Annotated in this window: 19 protein-coding genes; 11 read left to right on the top strand and 8 right to left on the bottom strand. The window is 70.6% G+C overall.

The features are described 5' to 3' along the window. Positions 1-115: 115 nt before the first annotated feature. From ACFW01_RS05180 to ACFW01_RS05170, 3 genes are all read right to left on the bottom strand, one after another. A complete protein-coding gene (locus tag ACFW01_RS05180) occupies positions 116-790 on the bottom strand; it encodes a response regulator transcription factor (RefSeq protein WP_234957101.1) in 675 nt (224 codons plus the stop codon). A 31-nt stretch (positions 791-821) separates the two neighbouring features. Then, the gene (locus ACFW01_RS05175; RefSeq protein WP_384502417.1) at positions 822-2,069 is read right to left on the bottom strand and encodes a sensor histidine kinase; all 1,248 of its coding nucleotides are present in this window, start codon (positions 2,067-2,069) and stop codon (positions 822-824) included. A 124-nt stretch (positions 2,070-2,193) separates the two neighbouring features. Continuing rightward, positions 2,194-2,874 carry a GDSL-type esterase/lipase family protein gene (locus ACFW01_RS05170; protein WP_234957103.1) on the bottom strand — a complete coding sequence of 227 codons (681 nt, stop codon included), beginning with the start codon at positions 2,872-2,874 and terminating at the stop codon, positions 2,194-2,196. Positions 2,875-2,995: 121 nt separating this feature from the next. Here ACFW01_RS05170 and ACFW01_RS05165 point away from each other — a divergent pair, with 121 nt between their 5' ends. Further along, positions 2,996-3,973 carry a WD40 repeat domain-containing protein gene (locus ACFW01_RS05165; RefSeq protein ID WP_384502416.1) on the top strand — a complete coding sequence of 326 codons (978 nt, stop codon included), beginning with the start codon at positions 2,996-2,998 and terminating at the stop codon, positions 3,971-3,973. Here the strand turns inward: ACFW01_RS05165 and ACFW01_RS05160 are convergent. Then, positions 3,947-4,762, bottom strand: a complete 816-nt coding sequence (locus ACFW01_RS05160; protein ID WP_234957105.1) for a TetR/AcrR family transcriptional regulator — start codon at positions 4,760-4,762, stop codon at positions 3,947-3,949. The genes ACFW01_RS05165 and ACFW01_RS05160 overlap by 27 nt on opposite strands. Before the next feature lie 90 nt (positions 4,763-4,852). Here ACFW01_RS05160 and ACFW01_RS05155 point away from each other — a divergent pair, with 90 nt between their 5' ends. From ACFW01_RS05155 to ACFW01_RS05135, 5 genes are all read left to right on the top strand, one after another. Beyond that, the gene (locus ACFW01_RS05155) at positions 4,853-5,899 is read left to right on the top strand and encodes an ATP-binding cassette domain-containing protein (protein WP_234957106.1); all 1,047 of its coding nucleotides are present in this window, start codon (positions 4,853-4,855) and stop codon (positions 5,897-5,899) included. Continuing rightward, positions 5,896-6,720 carry an ABC transporter permease gene (locus tag ACFW01_RS05150; protein ID WP_234957107.1) on the top strand — a complete coding sequence of 275 codons (825 nt, stop codon included), beginning with the start codon at positions 5,896-5,898 and terminating at the stop codon, positions 6,718-6,720. The genes ACFW01_RS05155 and ACFW01_RS05150 overlap by 4 nt, the downstream gene beginning before the upstream one ends. A gap of 123 nt (positions 6,721-6,843) precedes the next feature. Further along, positions 6,844-7,374: a hypothetical protein gene (locus ACFW01_RS05145; RefSeq protein WP_234957108.1), complete on the top strand. Its 531-nt coding sequence runs from the start codon at positions 6,844-6,846 to the stop codon at positions 7,372-7,374. Positions 7,375-7,376: 2 nt separating this feature from the next. Next, complete coding sequence (locus ACFW01_RS05140) at positions 7,377-8,588, top strand: sensor histidine kinase (protein ID WP_384502415.1); 1,212 nt, start codon at positions 7,377-7,379, stop codon at positions 8,586-8,588. Between the two features lie 30 nt (positions 8,589-8,618). Further along, on the top strand, positions 8,619-9,293 hold the full coding sequence (locus tag ACFW01_RS05135) for a response regulator (RefSeq protein WP_384502414.1): 675 nt from the start codon (positions 8,619-8,621) through the stop codon (positions 9,291-9,293). A gap of 18 nt (positions 9,294-9,311) precedes the next feature. Here ACFW01_RS05135 and ACFW01_RS05130 read toward each other — a convergent pair whose 3' ends face one another. The 3 genes from ACFW01_RS05130 to ACFW01_RS05120 all read right to left on the bottom strand — a co-directional run bounded on the left by ACFW01_RS05130 (position 9,312) and on the right by ACFW01_RS05120 (position 11,329). Next, positions 9,312-10,508 (bottom strand): methyltransferase domain-containing protein, encoded by a 1,197-nt coding sequence (locus tag ACFW01_RS05130; protein ID WP_384502413.1) that lies wholly within the window; start codon positions 10,506-10,508, stop codon positions 9,312-9,314. An 18-nt stretch (positions 10,509-10,526) separates the two neighbouring features. After that, positions 10,527-11,027, bottom strand: a complete 501-nt coding sequence (locus tag ACFW01_RS05125) for a hypothetical protein (RefSeq protein ID WP_234957112.1) — start codon at positions 11,025-11,027, stop codon at positions 10,527-10,529. 68 nt (positions 11,028-11,095) lie between these two features. Beyond that, the gene (locus ACFW01_RS05120; protein ID WP_384502412.1) at positions 11,096-11,329 is read right to left on the bottom strand and encodes a DUF397 domain-containing protein; all 234 of its coding nucleotides are present in this window, start codon (positions 11,327-11,329) and stop codon (positions 11,096-11,098) included. A gap of 175 nt (positions 11,330-11,504) precedes the next feature. Between ACFW01_RS05120 and ACFW01_RS05115 the strand changes: the two genes are divergently transcribed. Together ACFW01_RS05115 and ACFW01_RS05110 are read left to right on the top strand one after the other, a co-directional pair. After that, positions 11,505-12,257, top strand: coding sequence for a DUF6879 family protein (locus ACFW01_RS05115; protein ID WP_234957114.1), 753 nt, complete (start codon positions 11,505-11,507; stop codon positions 12,255-12,257). Between the two features lie 17 nt (positions 12,258-12,274). Continuing rightward, positions 12,275-13,123, top strand: coding sequence for a helix-turn-helix transcriptional regulator (locus tag ACFW01_RS05110; RefSeq protein ID WP_234957115.1), 849 nt, complete (start codon positions 12,275-12,277; stop codon positions 13,121-13,123). Between the two features lie 248 nt (positions 13,124-13,371). Here ACFW01_RS05110 and ACFW01_RS05105 read toward each other — a convergent pair whose 3' ends face one another. Beyond that, positions 13,372-13,794: an ATP-binding protein gene (locus ACFW01_RS05105; protein WP_384502411.1), complete on the bottom strand. Its 423-nt coding sequence runs from the start codon at positions 13,792-13,794 to the stop codon at positions 13,372-13,374. A gap of 137 nt (positions 13,795-13,931) precedes the next feature. Here ACFW01_RS05105 and ACFW01_RS05100 point away from each other — a divergent pair, with 137 nt between their 5' ends. The 3 genes from ACFW01_RS05100 (at position 13,932) to ACFW01_RS05090 (ending at position 16,063) form a co-directional block, all read left to right on the top strand. Then, positions 13,932-14,801: a helix-turn-helix transcriptional regulator gene (locus tag ACFW01_RS05100; protein ID WP_234957117.1), complete on the top strand. Its 870-nt coding sequence runs from the start codon at positions 13,932-13,934 to the stop codon at positions 14,799-14,801. Then, positions 14,798-14,977: a DUF397 domain-containing protein gene (locus ACFW01_RS05095; protein ID WP_234957118.1), complete on the top strand. Its 180-nt coding sequence runs from the start codon at positions 14,798-14,800 to the stop codon at positions 14,975-14,977. Before ACFW01_RS05100 ends, ACFW01_RS05095 begins: the two co-directional genes overlap by 4 nt. Positions 14,978-15,253: 276 nt before the next feature. Beyond that, positions 15,254-16,063: a hypothetical protein gene (locus tag ACFW01_RS05090; RefSeq protein ID WP_384502410.1), complete on the top strand. Its 810-nt coding sequence runs from the start codon at positions 15,254-15,256 to the stop codon at positions 16,061-16,063. The last annotated feature ends 106 nt before the right edge of the window (positions 16,064-16,169 follow it).

The raw sequence follows: 16,169 nt of genomic DNA, 5'->3' as shown, positions 1-16,169 counted from the left end.
TGCTCGACGCGATGTCGACGCGATGTCGACGGGACGGAGAGTGCGGCAGCGGCCGCGACCCGGGCGTCATACCCGGGAGCCAACCTGGGCGTGCTACCCCGGTAGGGGGTGGCGGCTACTCACCCGGCGCCACCAGCCCCGACTCGTACGCGAAGACCACCGCCTGGGCGCGGTCGCGCAGGTCGAGCTTGGTGAGGACGCGGCTCACGTGGGTCTTCACGGTCTGCTCGGCCAGGACCAGCGTCTGGGCGATCTCCGTGTTGGACCGGCCGCGGGCCACCAGGGTGAGGACCTCGGTCTCGCGTTCGGTGAGGGCCTTCAGGCGCAGCGCGGGCTTGCCCCGGGCGGCGGGGCGCTGCTGGGCGAAGTCCGCGATCAGGCGGCGCGTCACCGAGGGGGCGAGCAGCGCGTCGCCCGAGGCCACGACGCGTACCGCCGCGATGAGGTCGGCGGGCGGCGCGTCCTTCAGCAGGAAGCCGCTCGCGCCGGCCCGCAGCGCCTCGTACACGTAGTCGTCGACGTCGAAGGTGGTCAGCATCAGGACGCGCGGCCGGTGGGTCACGCCCGGTGGGGGCGACAGGAGGCGGCGCGCGGCCTCCAGGCCGTCCATCTCGGGCATGCGGACGTCCATCAGCACGACGTCGGGCCGGGTGCGCCGGCTCAGCTCGACGCCCTGGGCGCCGTCGGGGGCCTCGCCCACCACGTCGATGTCGCTCTGCGCGGCCAGCAGCGCGGCGAAGCCGGCCCGCACCATGGCCTGGTCGTCGACGATCATGACGCGCGTGGTCATGTGGAGTCCTCTTCAGTCAGGGGGAGTCGGTTCAGCTTCCGTCAGGCGAGTCGGCTTCGGCCAGGGGGAGTCGGGCGGCGATCCGGAACCCGCCGTCCGGCAGCGGCCCCACGTCGAGGGTGCCGCCGATGATCCGGACCCGCTCGCGCATGCCGACCAGGCCGTGCCCGGTGCCGCCCGCCTCCAGCGGCGCGGCGGGCGGCTCCGGCGGCGGTCCGTTGACGACCAGGACGGTGAGCCGGTCCCCGCCGTCCGCGACCGGCTCCGACACCGACAGCGACACCCGTGTCGCGGCACCCGGCGCGTGCCGTACGACGTTCGCGAGGGCCTCCTGGACGATCCGGTACGCCGAGAGGCCCACCGCCTCCGGCACCTCGGCGTCGCAGGGGGTGAACTCCACCGGTCCGACGGTCCTCGCGGTCGCCTCCACCAGCTGCGCGATCTGCGGGAGACCCGGCTGGGGCACCAGCTCGCCGTGCGCCTCCTCGTTGCGCAGCACGCCGAGGAGCCGTCGCATCTCGCCGAGCGACTCCCGCGCGGTCGCCGCGATGGAGGTGAACTCCTCCCGCACGTCGGGAGGCAGTGTCGCGAGGCGGTACTCCGCGGTGTCCGCCTGCACCGTGATGACGGACATGTGGTGCGCCACCACGTCGTGCAGCTCGCGCGCGATGCGGGCGCGTTCCTCCAGCAGCGTCCGCCGTCCCCGCTCGGCCTCGCTGATCGTCTCCTGCTCGGCCAGCCTGCGCTGCACCTCGTGCCGCTCCCGCAGCACACCGCCCAGCAGGAGGGCGACGCCTCCGAGGATGGTGAGCAACAGGCCCTTGGCGCCGAAGCCGTGGGGCGCCGCGAAGCCCAGGCCGACGTTCGCTGCCGCCGTCGCCAGCCACACCAGCAGCAGCGTCCGGCGCCGCTCGCGCAGGCCCAGGGCGAGGCACAGGCCGATGTACCCGACGATCCCCATGGGCGGGAACGGCCACAGGAGGCGCGCTTCGAAGTCGACGGTGAGCAGGGCCAGCGCCCCGGCCACGTCCGCGGCGAAGATCACGTACCAGGCCCGCAGCGGGCGTACGACGGCGAGCAGCAGCGGCGCGGCCTGTGCGACGGCCAGCGCGCTCGCCAGGCCGCCGCCCAGACCGTAGTCGGCGGTGAGGACGACGATGGTGGTGGGCAGCAGGGCGACGGCCAGCACGAACGCCACGGCCCACGGCAGCAGCCGTACCCACCGCCGCGAAGCCCCCGCGAGCAGCGCGCGAGGGCGACCCTCCTCGACTGAGGTCATGGGCGCCAGCCTATGTGCGGGTCGGGGGCGCGGCGTCACCCTGAGGAGCCAGGTCGCAGTGATACCCCGGTAGGGGGTGGGTCCGGGTGACCACGGCGGTCTGCGCAGTGGTCTACGCGGCGGTCTACGCGGCGGCGGAGTAGGGCCCTCCGAGGCCCCACCCCTCCTCCATCGCCTCGGCGAACGCCGCCGCGATCCGGTGCTCGCCGCTCTCGTTGGGGTGGGTGCCGTCGTACGTGTCCGCGTGGAACTCGTACTCCGCGGGCGGCGGGACGAGCAGCAGGGAGGAGCGCGGTTCGTCGAGGTCGGCGACGGTCTTGGCGAGGAGTTCGTTGAAGCGGTGGACCTGCCCGGCGAAGGTGGGGTCCGCGTCCACCCGGATGTTGTGCAGCACCGGCATCACGGCCACGCGCACGCGCGGGTTGGCCGAGCGGGCCTCGGCGACGAAGGCGCGGGCGTTGTCGGCGGTCTGCTCCGCGTTCGTGTAGAAGCCGAGGTCGATCAGGCCCAGGGAGACCAGGAGCACGTCCGCGCGGTACTCCCGTACCGTCTCGGCGATCAGCGGCGTCATGTGGTGCCAGCCCTCGCCCCAGCCGGCCAGGTGGGCGCGCGGGAAGCCGGGTTCGGCGTAGGCGTACGAGGTGGGGGCGTCCGTCACCTGGTCGTGCAGCGTCTCGCGCGGGCCGACGCAGGTGAAGGGGCGGCCGTACGAGGCGCACAGGTGCTGCCACAGCCGATAGCGCCACGTGTGTTCGCCGGCGCTTCCGATCGTCATGGAGTCACCGACGAACATGAACCTGAGCATCCGCTCATCATGGACGATCGCTCCGGCGGGCGCGACGTGAGCCAGACCACCCGGGATGTGAGCCCGGCCACCCAGGGTGACCGCCCGCCTGAACGCCCGCGCGGGATGGCAGGCTTGGCACATGCGCCGACCCCTCGCCCTCCTCGCCGCGGCCCTCCTCGTGGGCGCGTTCGCCGTGCCCGCCTCCGCAGCCGACGGCGTCCCCGGGAGCGACGGGTTCACGATCAGGGACCCGCGCATCACCGAGTCCAGCGGCCTCGCCGCCTCCCGCCTCCACCCGGGCGTCTACTGGACGCACAACGACCAGGACAACGGGCCCTATCTGTACGCCGTCGACGGCGCCACGGGCGAGACCGTCGCCCGCGTCGCCCTCTCCGGCGTCGGCAAGCCCCGCGACGTCGAGGCGATCGCGGTCGGGCCGGGCAACAGGATCTTCGTCGGCGACATCGGGGACAACCTCGGCGGCACCTGGCCGTACGTGTGGATCTACGAGCTGCCCGAGCCGAAAGAGCTGAAGGACCAGACCGTCAAGGCGACGCAGTACGTCGTGAAGTACGAGGACGGCGCCCGGGACGCGGAGTCGATGGCCGTCCACCCGAAGACCGGGCGGGTCTACCTCATCGACAAGAACGAGGACGGCGGGCACCTCTACGAGGGCCCGGCGAAGCTCTCCGCCTCCGGCACCAACGTCTTCCGGCCCACCGTCCCCGTCGACCTCTGGGCCACCGACGCCGCGTTCTCCCCGGACGGGAAGTCGCTCGCCGTGCGCGGCTACCTCGGGGGCATCTGGTACGACTGGAACGGCGGGAAGATCCAGCGCAGGGACCGGATCAGCGTGCCCCTCGGACAGGGTGAGTCCGTCACCTACACCACCGACGGCGCGAAACTGCTGCTGGGCATGGAGGGCGCCGACAGCCCGGTCAAGGCCCAGGACGCGCCCGGCGCGGGCTCCTCGGGCGGGGGCGGTTCGGACGCCTCGGGCGGGGGTGACTCCGACTCCGGCGTCCCCGGCGGGGACACGCTCAAGGTCGGGGCGGCCGGGCTGGTCGTCGCGTGCCTCGCGCTGTTCGGGCTACGACGGCTGTTCCGGCGGCGCTGAGCAGTCGGCGCCGGTGTCCGCGGCGGGGACCGGTGCCGCGCTCCGGGTGGCCACGAAGACCTCGAGACCGTCCAGGATGCGCTGCAGGCCGAACTCGAAGTGGTCGAAGCCGGGGCCGAAGGTGTCGTCCGACATCCCGGCCAGGACGGGATAGCGCCCGCTGGTCATGGCCTTCACCAGCATCGGCTCCTGCGCCTCCCAGAACTGCGCGTCCGTGAGTCCCGAGGTGCGCTCGGCCTCCTCCGCGTACACCTGGGTGCGGGCGGCCCCGACGACGTACCCGTCGACCAGGAGGATCACCGACAGCAGCTCGGGGTCGGTCAGTCCCATCGGCTTGATCCGGGCGAGCACCCTCTCCATGCCCTCCAGCGCGCTCGGGCCGAGGACCGGGCGGGACTGGTTGACCTCCAGCAGCCAGGTGTGGCGGCGGTAGAGGGCGAGAGTGGCGTGGCCCAGGGCGAGCAGCGCCGAGCGCCAGCCGTCGTCGCCCGGCTCGGCGGGGTTCTCCGAGGGGCGCTGCACCCGGTCCAGCATCAGGTCGAGCAGCTCGCCCTTGCCGGGGACGTAGCGGTACAGGGACATGGTGCCGGTGCCCAGCTCGGTGGCGATGCGGCGCATCGAGACGGCGCCGAGCCCCTCCCGGTCCGCGACCTCGACGGCGGTCTCCACGATCCGCTCCAGCGTCAGGCCGGGCTTGGGCCCCCGGCTGGGACGCGGGCCGGTGTCCCACAACAGTTCGAGGGTGCGGGCGATGTCGCCGCTGCCGCTGGTCTCCGTGCCGCTCGCCATGGGGTCAGTCTAGGGCCGCGGAAAAAAACTGGGTACGGCGTACGCGCAATCGGGTACGGTGTACTCAGTTGACGAGTGAGAGGGGGACCCATGAGCGACGGACACGCGGTTCGCGCCGAGGGCCTGGAGAAGCGCTACGGCGACAAGCACGCCCTCGACGGCTTCGACCTGGCCGTCCGCGAGGGCACCGTGCACGGCCTGCTCGGGCCGAACGGCGCGGGCAAGACCACGGCGGTACGCATCCTGTCCACGCTGGTGAAGCTGGACGGGGGCCGGGCCGAGGTGGCCGGCCTCGACGTCGCCCGGCAGCCGCGCGAGGTGCGCGCCCGGATCGGCCTGACCGGCCAGTACGCGGCGGTGGACGAGGTGCTCACCGGCCGGCAGAACCTGGAGATGTTCGGGCGCCTGTTCCACCTCGGCGGCCGCCGGGCCCGCGCCCGCGCCGTCGAGCTGCTGGACCAGTTCGACCTGACCGACGCCGCCGACCGGGGCGTCGGCAAGTACAGCGGCGGCATGCGGCGCCGCCTGGACCTCGCCGCGTCGATGATCCTCGCCCCGTCCGTCCTGTTCCTGGACGAGCCGACGACCGGCCTCGACCCCCGCAGCCGGGGCGAGGTCTGGGAATCGGTGCGGGCCCTGGTGGCGGGCGGCACGACCGTGCTGCTGACCACGCAGTACCTGGAGGAGGCCGACAAGCTGGCCTCCCGCATCACCGTCATCGACCAGGGCAGGTCCATCGCCGACGACACCCCGGACGGCCTGAAGAACCTGGTCGGCGGCGACCGCGTCGAGGTCGTGGTCGCCGAACGGGCCGGCCTGGCACGGGCGGTGAAGGTGGTCGCCCGGGTCTGCGAGGGCGAGCCCGAGTCCGACGAGGAGACGCTGCGCGTGCACGCCCCGGTCACCGACCGGGTGGCCGCGCTGACCGAGGTGGCGCGCACCCTGCAGGACGAGGGCGTCGCCGTGGAGGACATCGGGCTGCGCAGGCCGAGCCTCGACGACGTGTTCCTGCGCCTGACCGGACACCGCACGGGTGGTGCGGATCGCACGGATGGCACGGATCGCGCGGATGGTGCGGATCGCTCGGGTCGCTCGGATCGCTCGGATCGTGCGGAGAAGGAGACGGTGTCGGCATGAGTGCCCTCGACCCGACCACGGCACCGCCCGAGCGCGGGCGCCTGTACTGGCTGCTCGCCGACTGCGGCAACCTCGTCCGCCGCGGCCTGCTCCACTACCAGCGCCAGCCCGTCAACATCGCCTGGCAGCTGGGCTTCCCGATCCTCTCCGTCCTCCTGTACGGCTACGTCTTCGGCAGCGCGATGACGGTGCCGGGCGGCGGGGACTACAAGGACTTCCTGATGCCGGGCATGTTCGTGATGACCATGGCGTTCGGCTTCATCAACACCGCGACGCTCGTCGTCTACGACTCCACCAAGGGCGTCATCGACCGCTTCCGCTCCATGCCGATGGCGTCCTCCGCGGTGGTGGCCGGACGCGGGGTCACCGACCTGCTGGCCGCCTGCGCCGAGCTGGCCATCATGATGCTGACCGCGATGGCCATGGGCTGGCGTCCGGACGGCGGCTGGGGCTTCCTGGCCGCGTTCGGGCTGCTGCTGTGGCTGCGGTTTGCGCTGATCTGGATCGGCGTGTGGCTGGGCCTGCTCGTCCCCAACCCGGAGGCGGCGGGCGGCCTGTTCGCGGTGGCTTTCCCGCTGACGATGATCTCCAGCATCTTCGTCGCCCCGCAGCTCATGCCCGACTGGCTGGGCTGGGTGGCCGCCTGGAACCCCATCTCCTCCACGGCGGCGGCCGCCCGCGACCTGTTCGGCACCCCGGTCGGCGGCGGCGACACCTGGGTCGAGCAGCACGCGCTGCTGATGGCGCTGGTGTGGCCGGTGATCCTGACGGCGGTCTTCCTGCCGCTGGCGGTACGGCGGTTCCAGCGGCTGAGCCGGTAGGCACCGGCGGAGTGCGGTCCCTCGGCGGGCCGGGGGTGGAGACCGGGAACGCGGCGGATCTCCACCCCCCGCTCCACCCCTGGGTCCAGGTGTCGCGAGCCCCGGCCGAGCAGCCTTGAGGGCATGACAACGACCGAGTGGATCACCGACATCGTCCTCGTCCTCGTCGTCTTCCGGCAGCTGCGGGAGGCCCGGCTGGACCGCAAGACCTTCCTGATCCCGCTGGGGATCGTGGCCTTCGTGGCGTACTCGTACCTGGACTCCGTGCCGACCGCGGGGAACGACCTGGTGCTGATCGCGGCCCTGACGGCCGTGGGCGCCGCGCTCGGCGTCGCGGGCGGCGTGTACACCCGGATCCGGGCACTCGACGGACACCTCATGATCAAGGCTGGCGCCGTGTCGGCGATCCTGTGGGTGCTGGGCATGGGCGCCCGCATGGGCTTCCAGGTCTGGGCCGAGCACGGCGGCGGCGCCGACGACGTCGCCCGGTTCAGCGTCGCCCACCACATCACGAGCGACCAGGCATGGGTGACGGCGTTCGTGATGATGGCGGTCACCGAGGTGGTCACGCGGGTGGCCACGATCTACCTGCGCAGCCGCGCCCGGGCCGGGGCGCTCGCCCCCGCCGTACCCGTCCTCGACGGTACGGCCTGACCGTGCGCTATGTTCGGCCCGTGTCCGCCACCCAGAGCACCCCGTCCCCGGACCCGGGGACGGGACCGCGGCCGGTCCGGGTGCCGGTCCCCGGTCAGGACCCGCGTGTGCGGTGGGGCCTGAACCTCGCGGTCATCGTCGTGGGAGCCCTGACGATCCGGCCCATGGGGGTCAGCGGCCAGGGCCTGGCGGTCGCGTGCCTGTTCGTGGTGAACTCCGCGGCACTGCTGGCCCGGTCCCTGCCCGAGCAGCGCGTCCCTCCGCGTGCGGCACGCGTCTGGCTCACGCTCGGCGTCGTCGCGGCGGCCGCCCTGATCGGTGCCGGCAGCAGCGGTACGGGCTACCTGTTCGCGTTCTTCCTCGCCGGGCACGCCGGTCACCGGCTCGAAACCAGGCCGGCTCTCACCCTCGCGGCCATGTGCTCCCTGCTCTGCACCGGTGTCCTGTACTTCCACCTCGGGCCGGGAGACCCGGATCTGCCCTGGGTGCTCGGCCTCACCACCGGCGTCCCGGTCGTGGTCGGCATCCTCAACCGCAGTCAGCGCCAGGCCGTCCGCTCGGCGCTCTCGGCCGCCGAGTCCGCGGAACGCGCCGCCCGCGCGGAGGCCCGGACCGCCGTACTGACCGAGCGCGGCCGGATCGCCCGGGACGTGCACGACGTCCTCGCGCACTCCCTCGCCGGGATCAACATGCAGCTGGAACTGGCCGACGCCCTGCTCGACACCGGTGACCTGGAGAAGGTCCGGGAGGCCAACGCCAAGGCCCACGGCCTGGTCAAGGAGAGCCTGAAGCAGGCCCAGTGGACCGTGCACGCGCTGCGTGAGGACGCGCTGCCGCTGCTGGAGAGCCTGACCGCGATGGTCGAATCGGCGGGCCACCACGACGCCCTCACGGTCACCGGAACCGTCCGCGAGGTGCCGGCCCAGGTGACCCAGAACGTGCTGAGGATCGCCCAGGAGGCCCTGACCAACGCCGCCCGGCACGCGCCCGGCGGACGGGTCGGCGTGGAGCTGACGTTCACCGCCGCGTCGATCACACTGAGGATCCGCAACGGACGTGCCACCCGTACGGCGACCCCGGGAGCCGGCAGCGGCATGGGCCTGATCGGCATGCGTGAACGGGTCGCCCTGCTGGGCGGGAGCGTCGCCGCCGGACCGGTCACCGAGGGCCGGGACGAGGGCGGCTGGCAGGTGAAGGCAGTGATTCCAGGATGAGTGAGCAACCACGATGGCTGAGCAACCACGATGAGTGAACAGGCCGGGAACACGGCGCGGTTGAGGGTGGTCGTCGCGGACGACCAGGCCGCCGTACGGGAGCCGCTCGCCGCGGTGCTCGGGCTGGCCGAGGACATCGACGTCGTCGCGGCGGCCGCGGACGGCGGCGAAGTACTGGCGGCCGTCGCCGCCGGACCGGTCGACGTGGTGCTGATGGACCTGCGGATGCCCGTGATGGACGGAATCGAGGCCACGCGCCGCCTGACCGAGGAGCATCCGGAGGTGGCGGTGGTCGTCCTGACCACCTTCGCCGACGACGAGTCGATCCTGGGCGCGCTCGGCGCGGGGGCCCGCGGATACCTCACCAAGAACGCGGGACGCCAGGACATCACCCGGGCCATCCGCGCCGCGGGCGCGGGCCAGTCCGTCCTCGACCGAGAGGTCCAGAACCGGCTGCTGGCGACGGCCAGGACCAGGACGCCCGCTCCGGGACCGGCCGGGCAGCCCCTGCCGGACGACCTCACACCCCGCGAACGCGAGGTCCTCGCCCTGATCGGCCAGGGCCTGTCCAACCGGGGCATCGCCGAGAAGCTCTTCATCAGCGAGGCCACGGTCAAGACCCACATCAACAACCTGTTCGCCAAGGCCCACATCCACGACCGCGCCGACGCGGTCCGCCGCGCCATCGGGGCGGGGCTGGCCTGATCCCCTCTGCGGTCACGATCAGGTCCGGCGGTGTGCGACCGCCTTGAAGAACGTGTAGCAGAACACCCCATCGGGTTCGGCCGTGCGTCGTAGGGCGGCTATGCCCGCGTCGAAGGTACGCGGATCGATCAGCCCCGCCGCGACGGCGGGCTCCCGGACACCGGAGATCATCGCGGTGAAGGTGCGCCTGGTGAAGCTGTCGGCCAGTTCCGGCCGGCTGTCGTCGACATAGACGGTGCGCGGGGTGACGGTGATGCCCGACCAGTCCGCCTCGTTCAGCAAGGGGAAGAGCCGTCGGCCGATCAGGGCGTCGCCGCCGGCGTGGCGCTGCAGTGTCACCTGGCACGCGATGGCCGCGCGGGCGGCTTCGTCGTCCGGATGGAAGTAGGCCGAGCCGTGGTCGCCCTCGATGACGGTGATCGTGCCGCCGGGCCGGACGAGGCGGCGGAGCCGCTGCAGCGCGTCGACCGGAGAGGGCAGGTGTTCGAGCAGGAAGCACACGAAGACGTGGTCGAAGGACGCCTCGGCGAAGCCGCCTTCCCGTTCAGGGAGGGCGAACACGTCCTTCTCGGCGAACTCGACATTCGTGAGACCCGCGGCAGCGACGCGACGTGAGGCCGACTCCATTGACTCGGGGGCGATATCGGCCGCCACGAAGTCCGTGTGCGGGCTCCGCGACGCCAGCGTGGCGGTCTGGGCGCCCACGCCACACCCCATCTCCAGGACTCGTTCGCCCGGACCGAAGCGGGTGTCACCGTGCAGCAGCTCGACAAGGGCGCCCGCCTGGTCCGCGAGACGGGTGCTCTCCTCGGCGCGGTAGCCGTGCACGTACTGCTCGAACATGGTCATGGTCTCGATCACCTTCATCAACTGGTCCGACTCCGAACTCGCCAGCGCGGCCTCGAGCCGGTCGCGGAGCTGCCTTCGCCGTTCGAGGTCCTCCTCGACGTCGTCGAGGTGGGCGCGCAATGTCGCCGCCGGGTCCGGATCCGCCTGGTCCAGCAAAGCGGCGATCCGCCGAAGACCCAGACCGGTCCGGCGCAGGGCCATCGCCTGGTAGAGACGAGTGACGTGCGCGGGGCCGTAACGACGGTGGCCGCTCGGCGTACGTTCGGGCGACACCACGCCCAGCGCGTCCCAGTGGCGCAACACCCGCACCGACACCCCGGACGCGATCGCCAGGTCGCCCACCGTCCACCACGTCCCGTCATCCACGACGCAAACGCTAGGTCCTCACACGGTGTCAGCTTCAAGCCCGGGTTCGTGACGCTGACCGGGACAGTGCGTGGCGTGGGCCCCGTCGTCCGGGAGACAGGTCACCAGGGCGAGGGAGAGGAACGCGGGGCGTTCGAGGTAGCAGCCCAGCGACACGTCCCCGCCCCACGCCAGCCGTGCCTCCGCCGAGATGACGTGAGCGGTGATGCGAAGGGCGTCGCGCTGGGCGCACGACGCGAAGCGGGGTGCGTACTCCGCCAGGCGGTCGCGGAGCCACGCCGCGGCGTTCCGTGGCTCCTCCCAGGTACCCCGCACCTGAGCGGGCGGCTTGCGCAGCCAGTGCCGTGTCTCCAGCGGCGGCAGGTCGCAGGCGGGGAACTCGGCGGCCACCTCGCGGTACCGCTGGATCAGCTCCGGCCGGCTCCCGGCGGGCGGCGGCTCGGGATGCGGCGGGCGTCGCAGGGCCTCCTGGTCGAAGCGGGGCTTGGGGCCGACCCAGAGATATCCGTGGTGGTGCACCGGCGGTCCTTCGGCGTCTCGGGCCCCTTCCCGGTCGGGACGACCGGGAAGGGGGTGCGGGCGGTGATTCAGCGGGCGAGACCGAACCGCTCCGGGTCGATCCCGGCCACGCTCAGATCCTCCGTCGTGAAGCGCAGGGGCTCGGCGCCCGGGCGCTTGCTGTCGCCGAGGGCCCACGCGTCGTCGGCGATGCGGGCGAGGGTGACGCAGGACTCGCCGTCCGGGTGGGTGTTGCCGCCGCATGCCTTGGTGAATGAGGCGTGGGTGAGGTCGAGTTGATACAGGTCGCCGAGGTTCGGCATGGCTGTCCCTTCCTGTCGGGTGGGGCTTCGGGACGACCGTAGGGAGGGGAGGGGAGCAGAGTTGAGAATATTCCCCACTATTCTCTTGCGGTCACTCAGGATGCGTGGACATGCACGCAGAGACACCGACATGCTGGTGCGCAACATAGTCCAGGCCCCCAGGGGGTTGGTGCGTATGGCGCGCAGGTTGCGGTTCAACGGGACAGGCAGCGGTGAGGATGGCTGCCCGTCTGTGCACGAGGATTTGGACAGTGGGGAGGTTGTCGTGCACGGCCCTCCACTTACCGACCCGGAGGATGTCTCACAGCTTCAGCACCTCTCGGAGGGTGAGGTCGCGGTGGTGGTGCCACGAGACCTTCTGGTGGACTGGGCCCCGAAGGGCCGGGCGAGGAACGCGCGAACCATCGGACTGGACGAGTTCGGCGGACTGTTCGGCAAGTTCGAGCACACCGCGTGGCGACTGGAGACGCGGCGGCGCTACGCGAGTGACGAAACGACTGACACCTACCGTCAGTTCGTGGAGACCGGTAAAGCCAACTGGACGTTCGACCACCCGTACTGCAAGACGATCCGAGAACAGACCGACCTAGGCAAACGCGTGGAGCGGGTGCGCATCGTCGACCAGCCCGCCACTGTCGGTCAGAGGTACCTCCTCGACAACGCCAAGCGGAACAGTGGCATGGGTGAGGACATCCGCAATCTGTGGCGCGCCGACGCAGACCGGCTCCGTCTCCCCGCCGAGGACTTCTGGCTGTTCGACAGCCGCCTCATCGCGCTCCTGCGGTTCGATGACGACGACCAGCTCACGCACGTGGACCTGATCACCGAGCCTGCGGAGGTGGTGCGCTGCTGCATGGTGCGGGATGCTGCTTGGCATCACGCCGTACCGTGGAAGCGGTTCACGGCGGACATGCAGGGCGACGCGTAGGAGCTTGAACGGTACCGGTGAGCACGGACTATCAGAGGGCGCGTGCGGCGCTGGGGCGCAGACTCAGGGAACTGCGCGTGGAAAGTGCCAATGGCCGACTCACCGGTACTGCACTGGCTCAACGGTTGGGATGGCCGCAGTCGAAGGTCAGCAAACTGGAGAACGGCAGGCAGACTCCCACGGAGGACGATCTCCGAGCGTGGTGCGAGGCCGTGGGGCAGCCTGCCGCTTACCCCGAACTGCGCAGCCGTCTGAAGGGTTTCGAGAGTCACATCCGTTCCTGGCGCCGACGGTTGGCGGCTGGACATGCCCCGGTGCAGGAGGAGTGGAACACCCTTGTAGCAGAGACCCGTACCTTGCATGTGTGGGACACCTTCGCCGTCAACGGCATGCTTCAGACGGCTGACTACGCCCGGAACCTCTTTGAGCGCTATGCGGAGTTCCGAAACTCTCCACGAGACTCAGAGGATGCGGTACGAGCCCGTATGAAGCGGCAGGAGTGGCTGTACCAGCCAGGTAAACAGCTGAAGACACTGATGTGGGAGGGCGCGCTGCGGGCAGAGACCTGCCCGCCGGCGGTGCTGGCAGCGCAACTGGACCGGTTGGTTGGGCTGGTGGGTATGGACACCGTTCAACTCGGGATTGTCCCCTTGGACGCTGCACTCCGCCTGCCGCCGGGGAACGGGTTCTGGATCTTGGATGACAGGCTGGTAACCGTCGAAGACTGGCACGCTGCGCTCTGGCTCGACGACGCGGAAACGATTGCCCTCTACCGCCGCGTTTGGGAAACCTTCGCGGAGTCGGCTGTCTACGGTGCCGAGGCGCAACAAGTGATCGCGAGGGTGCGGCGCAGTATCAAGGTCTGAGGACGTACGGCCGTACCGCGTCGTCCTCGGTTCGCCAGGACGATGGCGGCTGCGGGTGGTCCGTCGCCGCCCAGCAATGCTCGTCACCCGGCCACGGCAAGTAACGGCCCGCCGCCCGGCACCGCTTGTGCCAGCGGCGCCAGCGGGCGTCGTACGGGCTGGGGAGTGGCCACACGTACGGGTCCGGTTCGCGTACCTGGCGGTCAAGGCCCGCAGTCGTCCCGTGAGTGCGGCGTCGGGCGAGTGCGTCACGGAGTCGCCGGAGCCACATCAACCCTCCCCGCGACCGTGAACCGCGCCCAGACGCACTTCGTGTACGGGTCCTGGCGGCAACCCCAGTCGTCCGACAGCGCCGATACGAGGGCCAGCCCGCGTCCGCCCTCGTCGTCGGCGGCGGCGGAGTGGTGGAGCCGGGGGAGTCTGTCCCGGTCCGGGTCGGAGACCTCCAGGGTCAGTTCCGGCCCGTCGAGGGTGAGGGTGACCCTGACCTGTGCGTGGGGGACCCGGCAGTGAAGCACGGCGTTCGTGACGAGTTCGCTGGCTAACAGGACGACGGCGTCGCAGAGTTCGTCCGTGAGGCCCCAGTCTGCGAGGGCCTTTCGTAGGCGCTGCCGGGCTGTCGGAACGTGCCGCCTGCGCTTGGGGATGCGGAAGGTCTCGGTTGCGGGCATGAGCCGAAGCTAGGGCTGCAAACAACTCCCGCACAACCGGCTCAACTGAATACATTCAGTCGTCCACTCGATCGAGTGACGCGCACTCAATGTTGACGGCCGGTGTGGCATCGTTGCGCGCGGAGAGGGGAGGAGCCATGCCCGCAGGGGGACGGCCGACCGTACGCAGTAGGCGACTTGGCACGGCGCTGAGGCAGTACCGGCATGCCGCGAAGCTTGACCAGCCGCAGGCCGCCGAGATCATCGCGGCAAGTCAGGCCAGGGTCAGCCGCCTTGAGAGCGGGCACGTCACCGCCCGAGTCATCGAGGTCCGGCTACTGCTTGACGCGTACGGCGTCACAGACCCGGAGGTGCGCACCAAGCTGGAGGAGTTGGCCAAGCACTCCCGGAACCGGGGCTGGTGGCTCGAACACGCGGAGCACCTGCGTCCGGACTATGTCGATCACCTCGCATTGGAGGACGACGCGACCTATATCCGCGAGTGGGTGTCGATCATGGTGCCCGGGCTGCTGCAGACTCCGGCCTACGCGGAAGCGGTCATCGTCGGCGGCCCCCACTACATGGAGCCAGAACAGGCTGCACAGTTGGTGAAGGTCCGTATGGGGCGGCAGGCGAAGATCGAAGAGGGCGGGGCCTCGTACACGGCCATCCTCTCGGAGGCGGTCCTCGCGCACCCATTGGTGAGCGTCGACATCCACCGGGAGCAGTTGTCCGCACTCCTTGAGATCGGGAAGCGGAAGAACGTCACTGTGCAGGTGCTGCCGTTCAGTGCCGGTGTCCTGCTCGGCTATACCTCTGCCTTCTCCTCCTTCAGCTTCGACGAGGAGCCGACGGTCGAAGCGGTCACCATGGACAACCTGCGTGGTACATCCGTCCTTGAAGCAGCCGAAGACCTCGCCGCTTACGCCAATGCGTTCGACCTACTACGATCGTCGGCGTTGACACCGGACGCGAGCGCGAAGCTCATCCGGGGCATCCTGCGGAGCTTGAAGGAAGACACATCGTGACCGAGGTCGTTAGCCCCTTCTGGAAGTCCTCGTACTCGGGCCAGGAGAACAACTGCGTCGAGGTCGCCGACACCGCCCCCGCCGGTCGTGCCGTCCGCGACAGCAAGCAGCAGGACGGCCCCCTGCTCACCGTCTCCCGCGAGGGCTGGCAGGCCTTCCTGCGCCAGTTCGCGTAGGCATTGCACACGCCCAGGGCGCCCGGCGGATCATCCGCCGGGCGCCCTGCGCGTGTCGCGCGTCGTGGTCTGGCATAGGCCAGCGGCACTTTCACTCCTTCGGCTGAGTCCCGGTCGAACGCCCGCGTGCAGCGTGCCCGCGCGAATACGTCCCATCGCATGGTCAGTTCACCGCATGAAGCCCTGCACCGGATCTTCCGGGCGGATCCGGGGCTGTTCGCCCGGCTTCTCCCCCGGGCGGGCATTGGTTTCCCGGAGTACACCGCGATCGAGCCCGTGGACTCCGATCTCACCGAGATCAGACCACTTGAGCGCCGCGTGGACAGTGTGTTCCGCGTCCGTGCCGCCGGCGAGGAGGGTGGCTTCGTGCTCGCAGTCGAGTCGCAGGGCAAGCCGGATCCGGACAAGCACAGTAGCTGGACGTACTACTTGGCCCACCTCTACGCCAAGTACCGCTTGCCACCGTTCCTTCTCGTGGTCTGCAAGGACAAGGCGACCGCGTCGTGGGCGGCGGAGCCGATCCGTGTCGGACGGGGCTTCCACACGAGCATGGTCGTCTTTCCGCTGGTCCTGGGGCCTGGAATCCTTCCCGTGATCACCGAGGCGGACGAGGCGGCCCAGGACCTTGGAGTCGCCGTCTTCTCCGCGCTCGCTTACGCCAAGGACCCGGGGCTGACTGCCATACTGGACGCGCTGGCGTCAGGAGTGGCGGACGACGCCGAGAGGTCCGGGTCCGGGAGCAGCGCCGAGACGGAAGAGGCCGGGGACGTGGACCGTGTGGACTGGGCGGAGATCGTCGAGATCGGGCTGGGTGAGGGCCCGGGTCGTGACTACTGGAGGCATCTGATGGCCACTTACACCCCGAACTTTCCGGGCAGCAACACGATCGTCGAAGAGTCCTGGCTCGAAGGCCGCGCCAAGGGCAAGGCCGAGGACATCCTGCACATTCTCGAGGTGCGGGGTGTCGAGATCCCCGACGCCGTCCGGGAGAGGGTCACGGACTGTACCGATCTCGACGTGCTGGTGACCTGGCTCGACCGCTCCCTGAGCGTGGCGCACGCCAAGGAGTTGTTCGGCGAGGAGTAGGGCGTACGGATGCGCGGAGGGGGGGCCGGGGGGCGGGCCCCCCGCGCCCCCCCCCGCCCGGGGCAGGGAATAATAACCGAGATAAACTAAAATTAAAAAAAAAAAA

This window comes from Streptomyces sp. NPDC058985, from assembly GCF_042740985.1.
Classification (GTDB): domain Bacteria; phylum Actinomycetota; class Actinomycetes; order Streptomycetales; family Streptomycetaceae; genus Streptomyces.
The sequence above is the reverse complement of the archived record's forward strand: the minus strand, read 5'-3'. Positions and strand labels throughout refer to the sequence as shown.

Coding starts and splice junctions, on each gene's coding strand:
- ACFW01_RS05135 (WP_384502414.1), top strand. CDS start 8,619: ATGAGTGAACAGGCCGGGAACACGGCGCGGTTGAGGGTGGTCGTCGCG.
- ACFW01_RS05120 (WP_384502412.1), bottom strand. CDS start 11,329: ATGCCGAACCTCGGCGACCTGTATCAACTCGACCTCACCCACGCCTCA.
- ACFW01_RS05175 (WP_384502417.1), bottom strand. CDS start 2,069: ATGACCTCAGTCGAGGAGGGTCGCCCTCGCGCGCTGCTCGCGGGGGCT.
- ACFW01_RS05115 (WP_234957114.1), top strand. CDS start 11,505: ATGGCGCGCAGGTTGCGGTTCAACGGGACAGGCAGCGGTGAGGATGGC.
- ACFW01_RS05160 (WP_234957105.1), bottom strand. CDS start 4,762: ATGGCGAGCGGCACGGAGACCAGCGGCAGCGGCGACATCGCCCGCACC.
- ACFW01_RS05105 (WP_384502411.1), bottom strand. CDS start 13,794: ATGCCCGCAACCGAGACCTTCCGCATCCCCAAGCGCAGGCGGCACGTT.
- ACFW01_RS05170 (WP_234957103.1), bottom strand. CDS start 2,874: ATGCTCAGGTTCATGTTCGTCGGTGACTCCATGACGATCGGAAGCGCC.
- ACFW01_RS05100 (WP_234957117.1), top strand. CDS start 13,932: ATGCCCGCAGGGGGACGGCCGACCGTACGCAGTAGGCGACTTGGCACG.
- ACFW01_RS05150 (WP_234957107.1), top strand. CDS start 5,896: ATGAGTGCCCTCGACCCGACCACGGCACCGCCCGAGCGCGGGCGCCTG.
- ACFW01_RS05145 (WP_234957108.1), top strand. CDS start 6,844: ATGACAACGACCGAGTGGATCACCGACATCGTCCTCGTCCTCGTCGTC.
- ACFW01_RS05165 (WP_384502416.1), top strand. CDS start 2,996: ATGCGCCGACCCCTCGCCCTCCTCGCCGCGGCCCTCCTCGTGGGCGCG.
- ACFW01_RS05155 (WP_234957106.1), top strand. CDS start 4,853: ATGAGCGACGGACACGCGGTTCGCGCCGAGGGCCTGGAGAAGCGCTAC.
- ACFW01_RS05180 (WP_234957101.1), bottom strand. CDS start 790: ATGACCACGCGCGTCATGATCGTCGACGACCAGGCCATGGTGCGGGCC.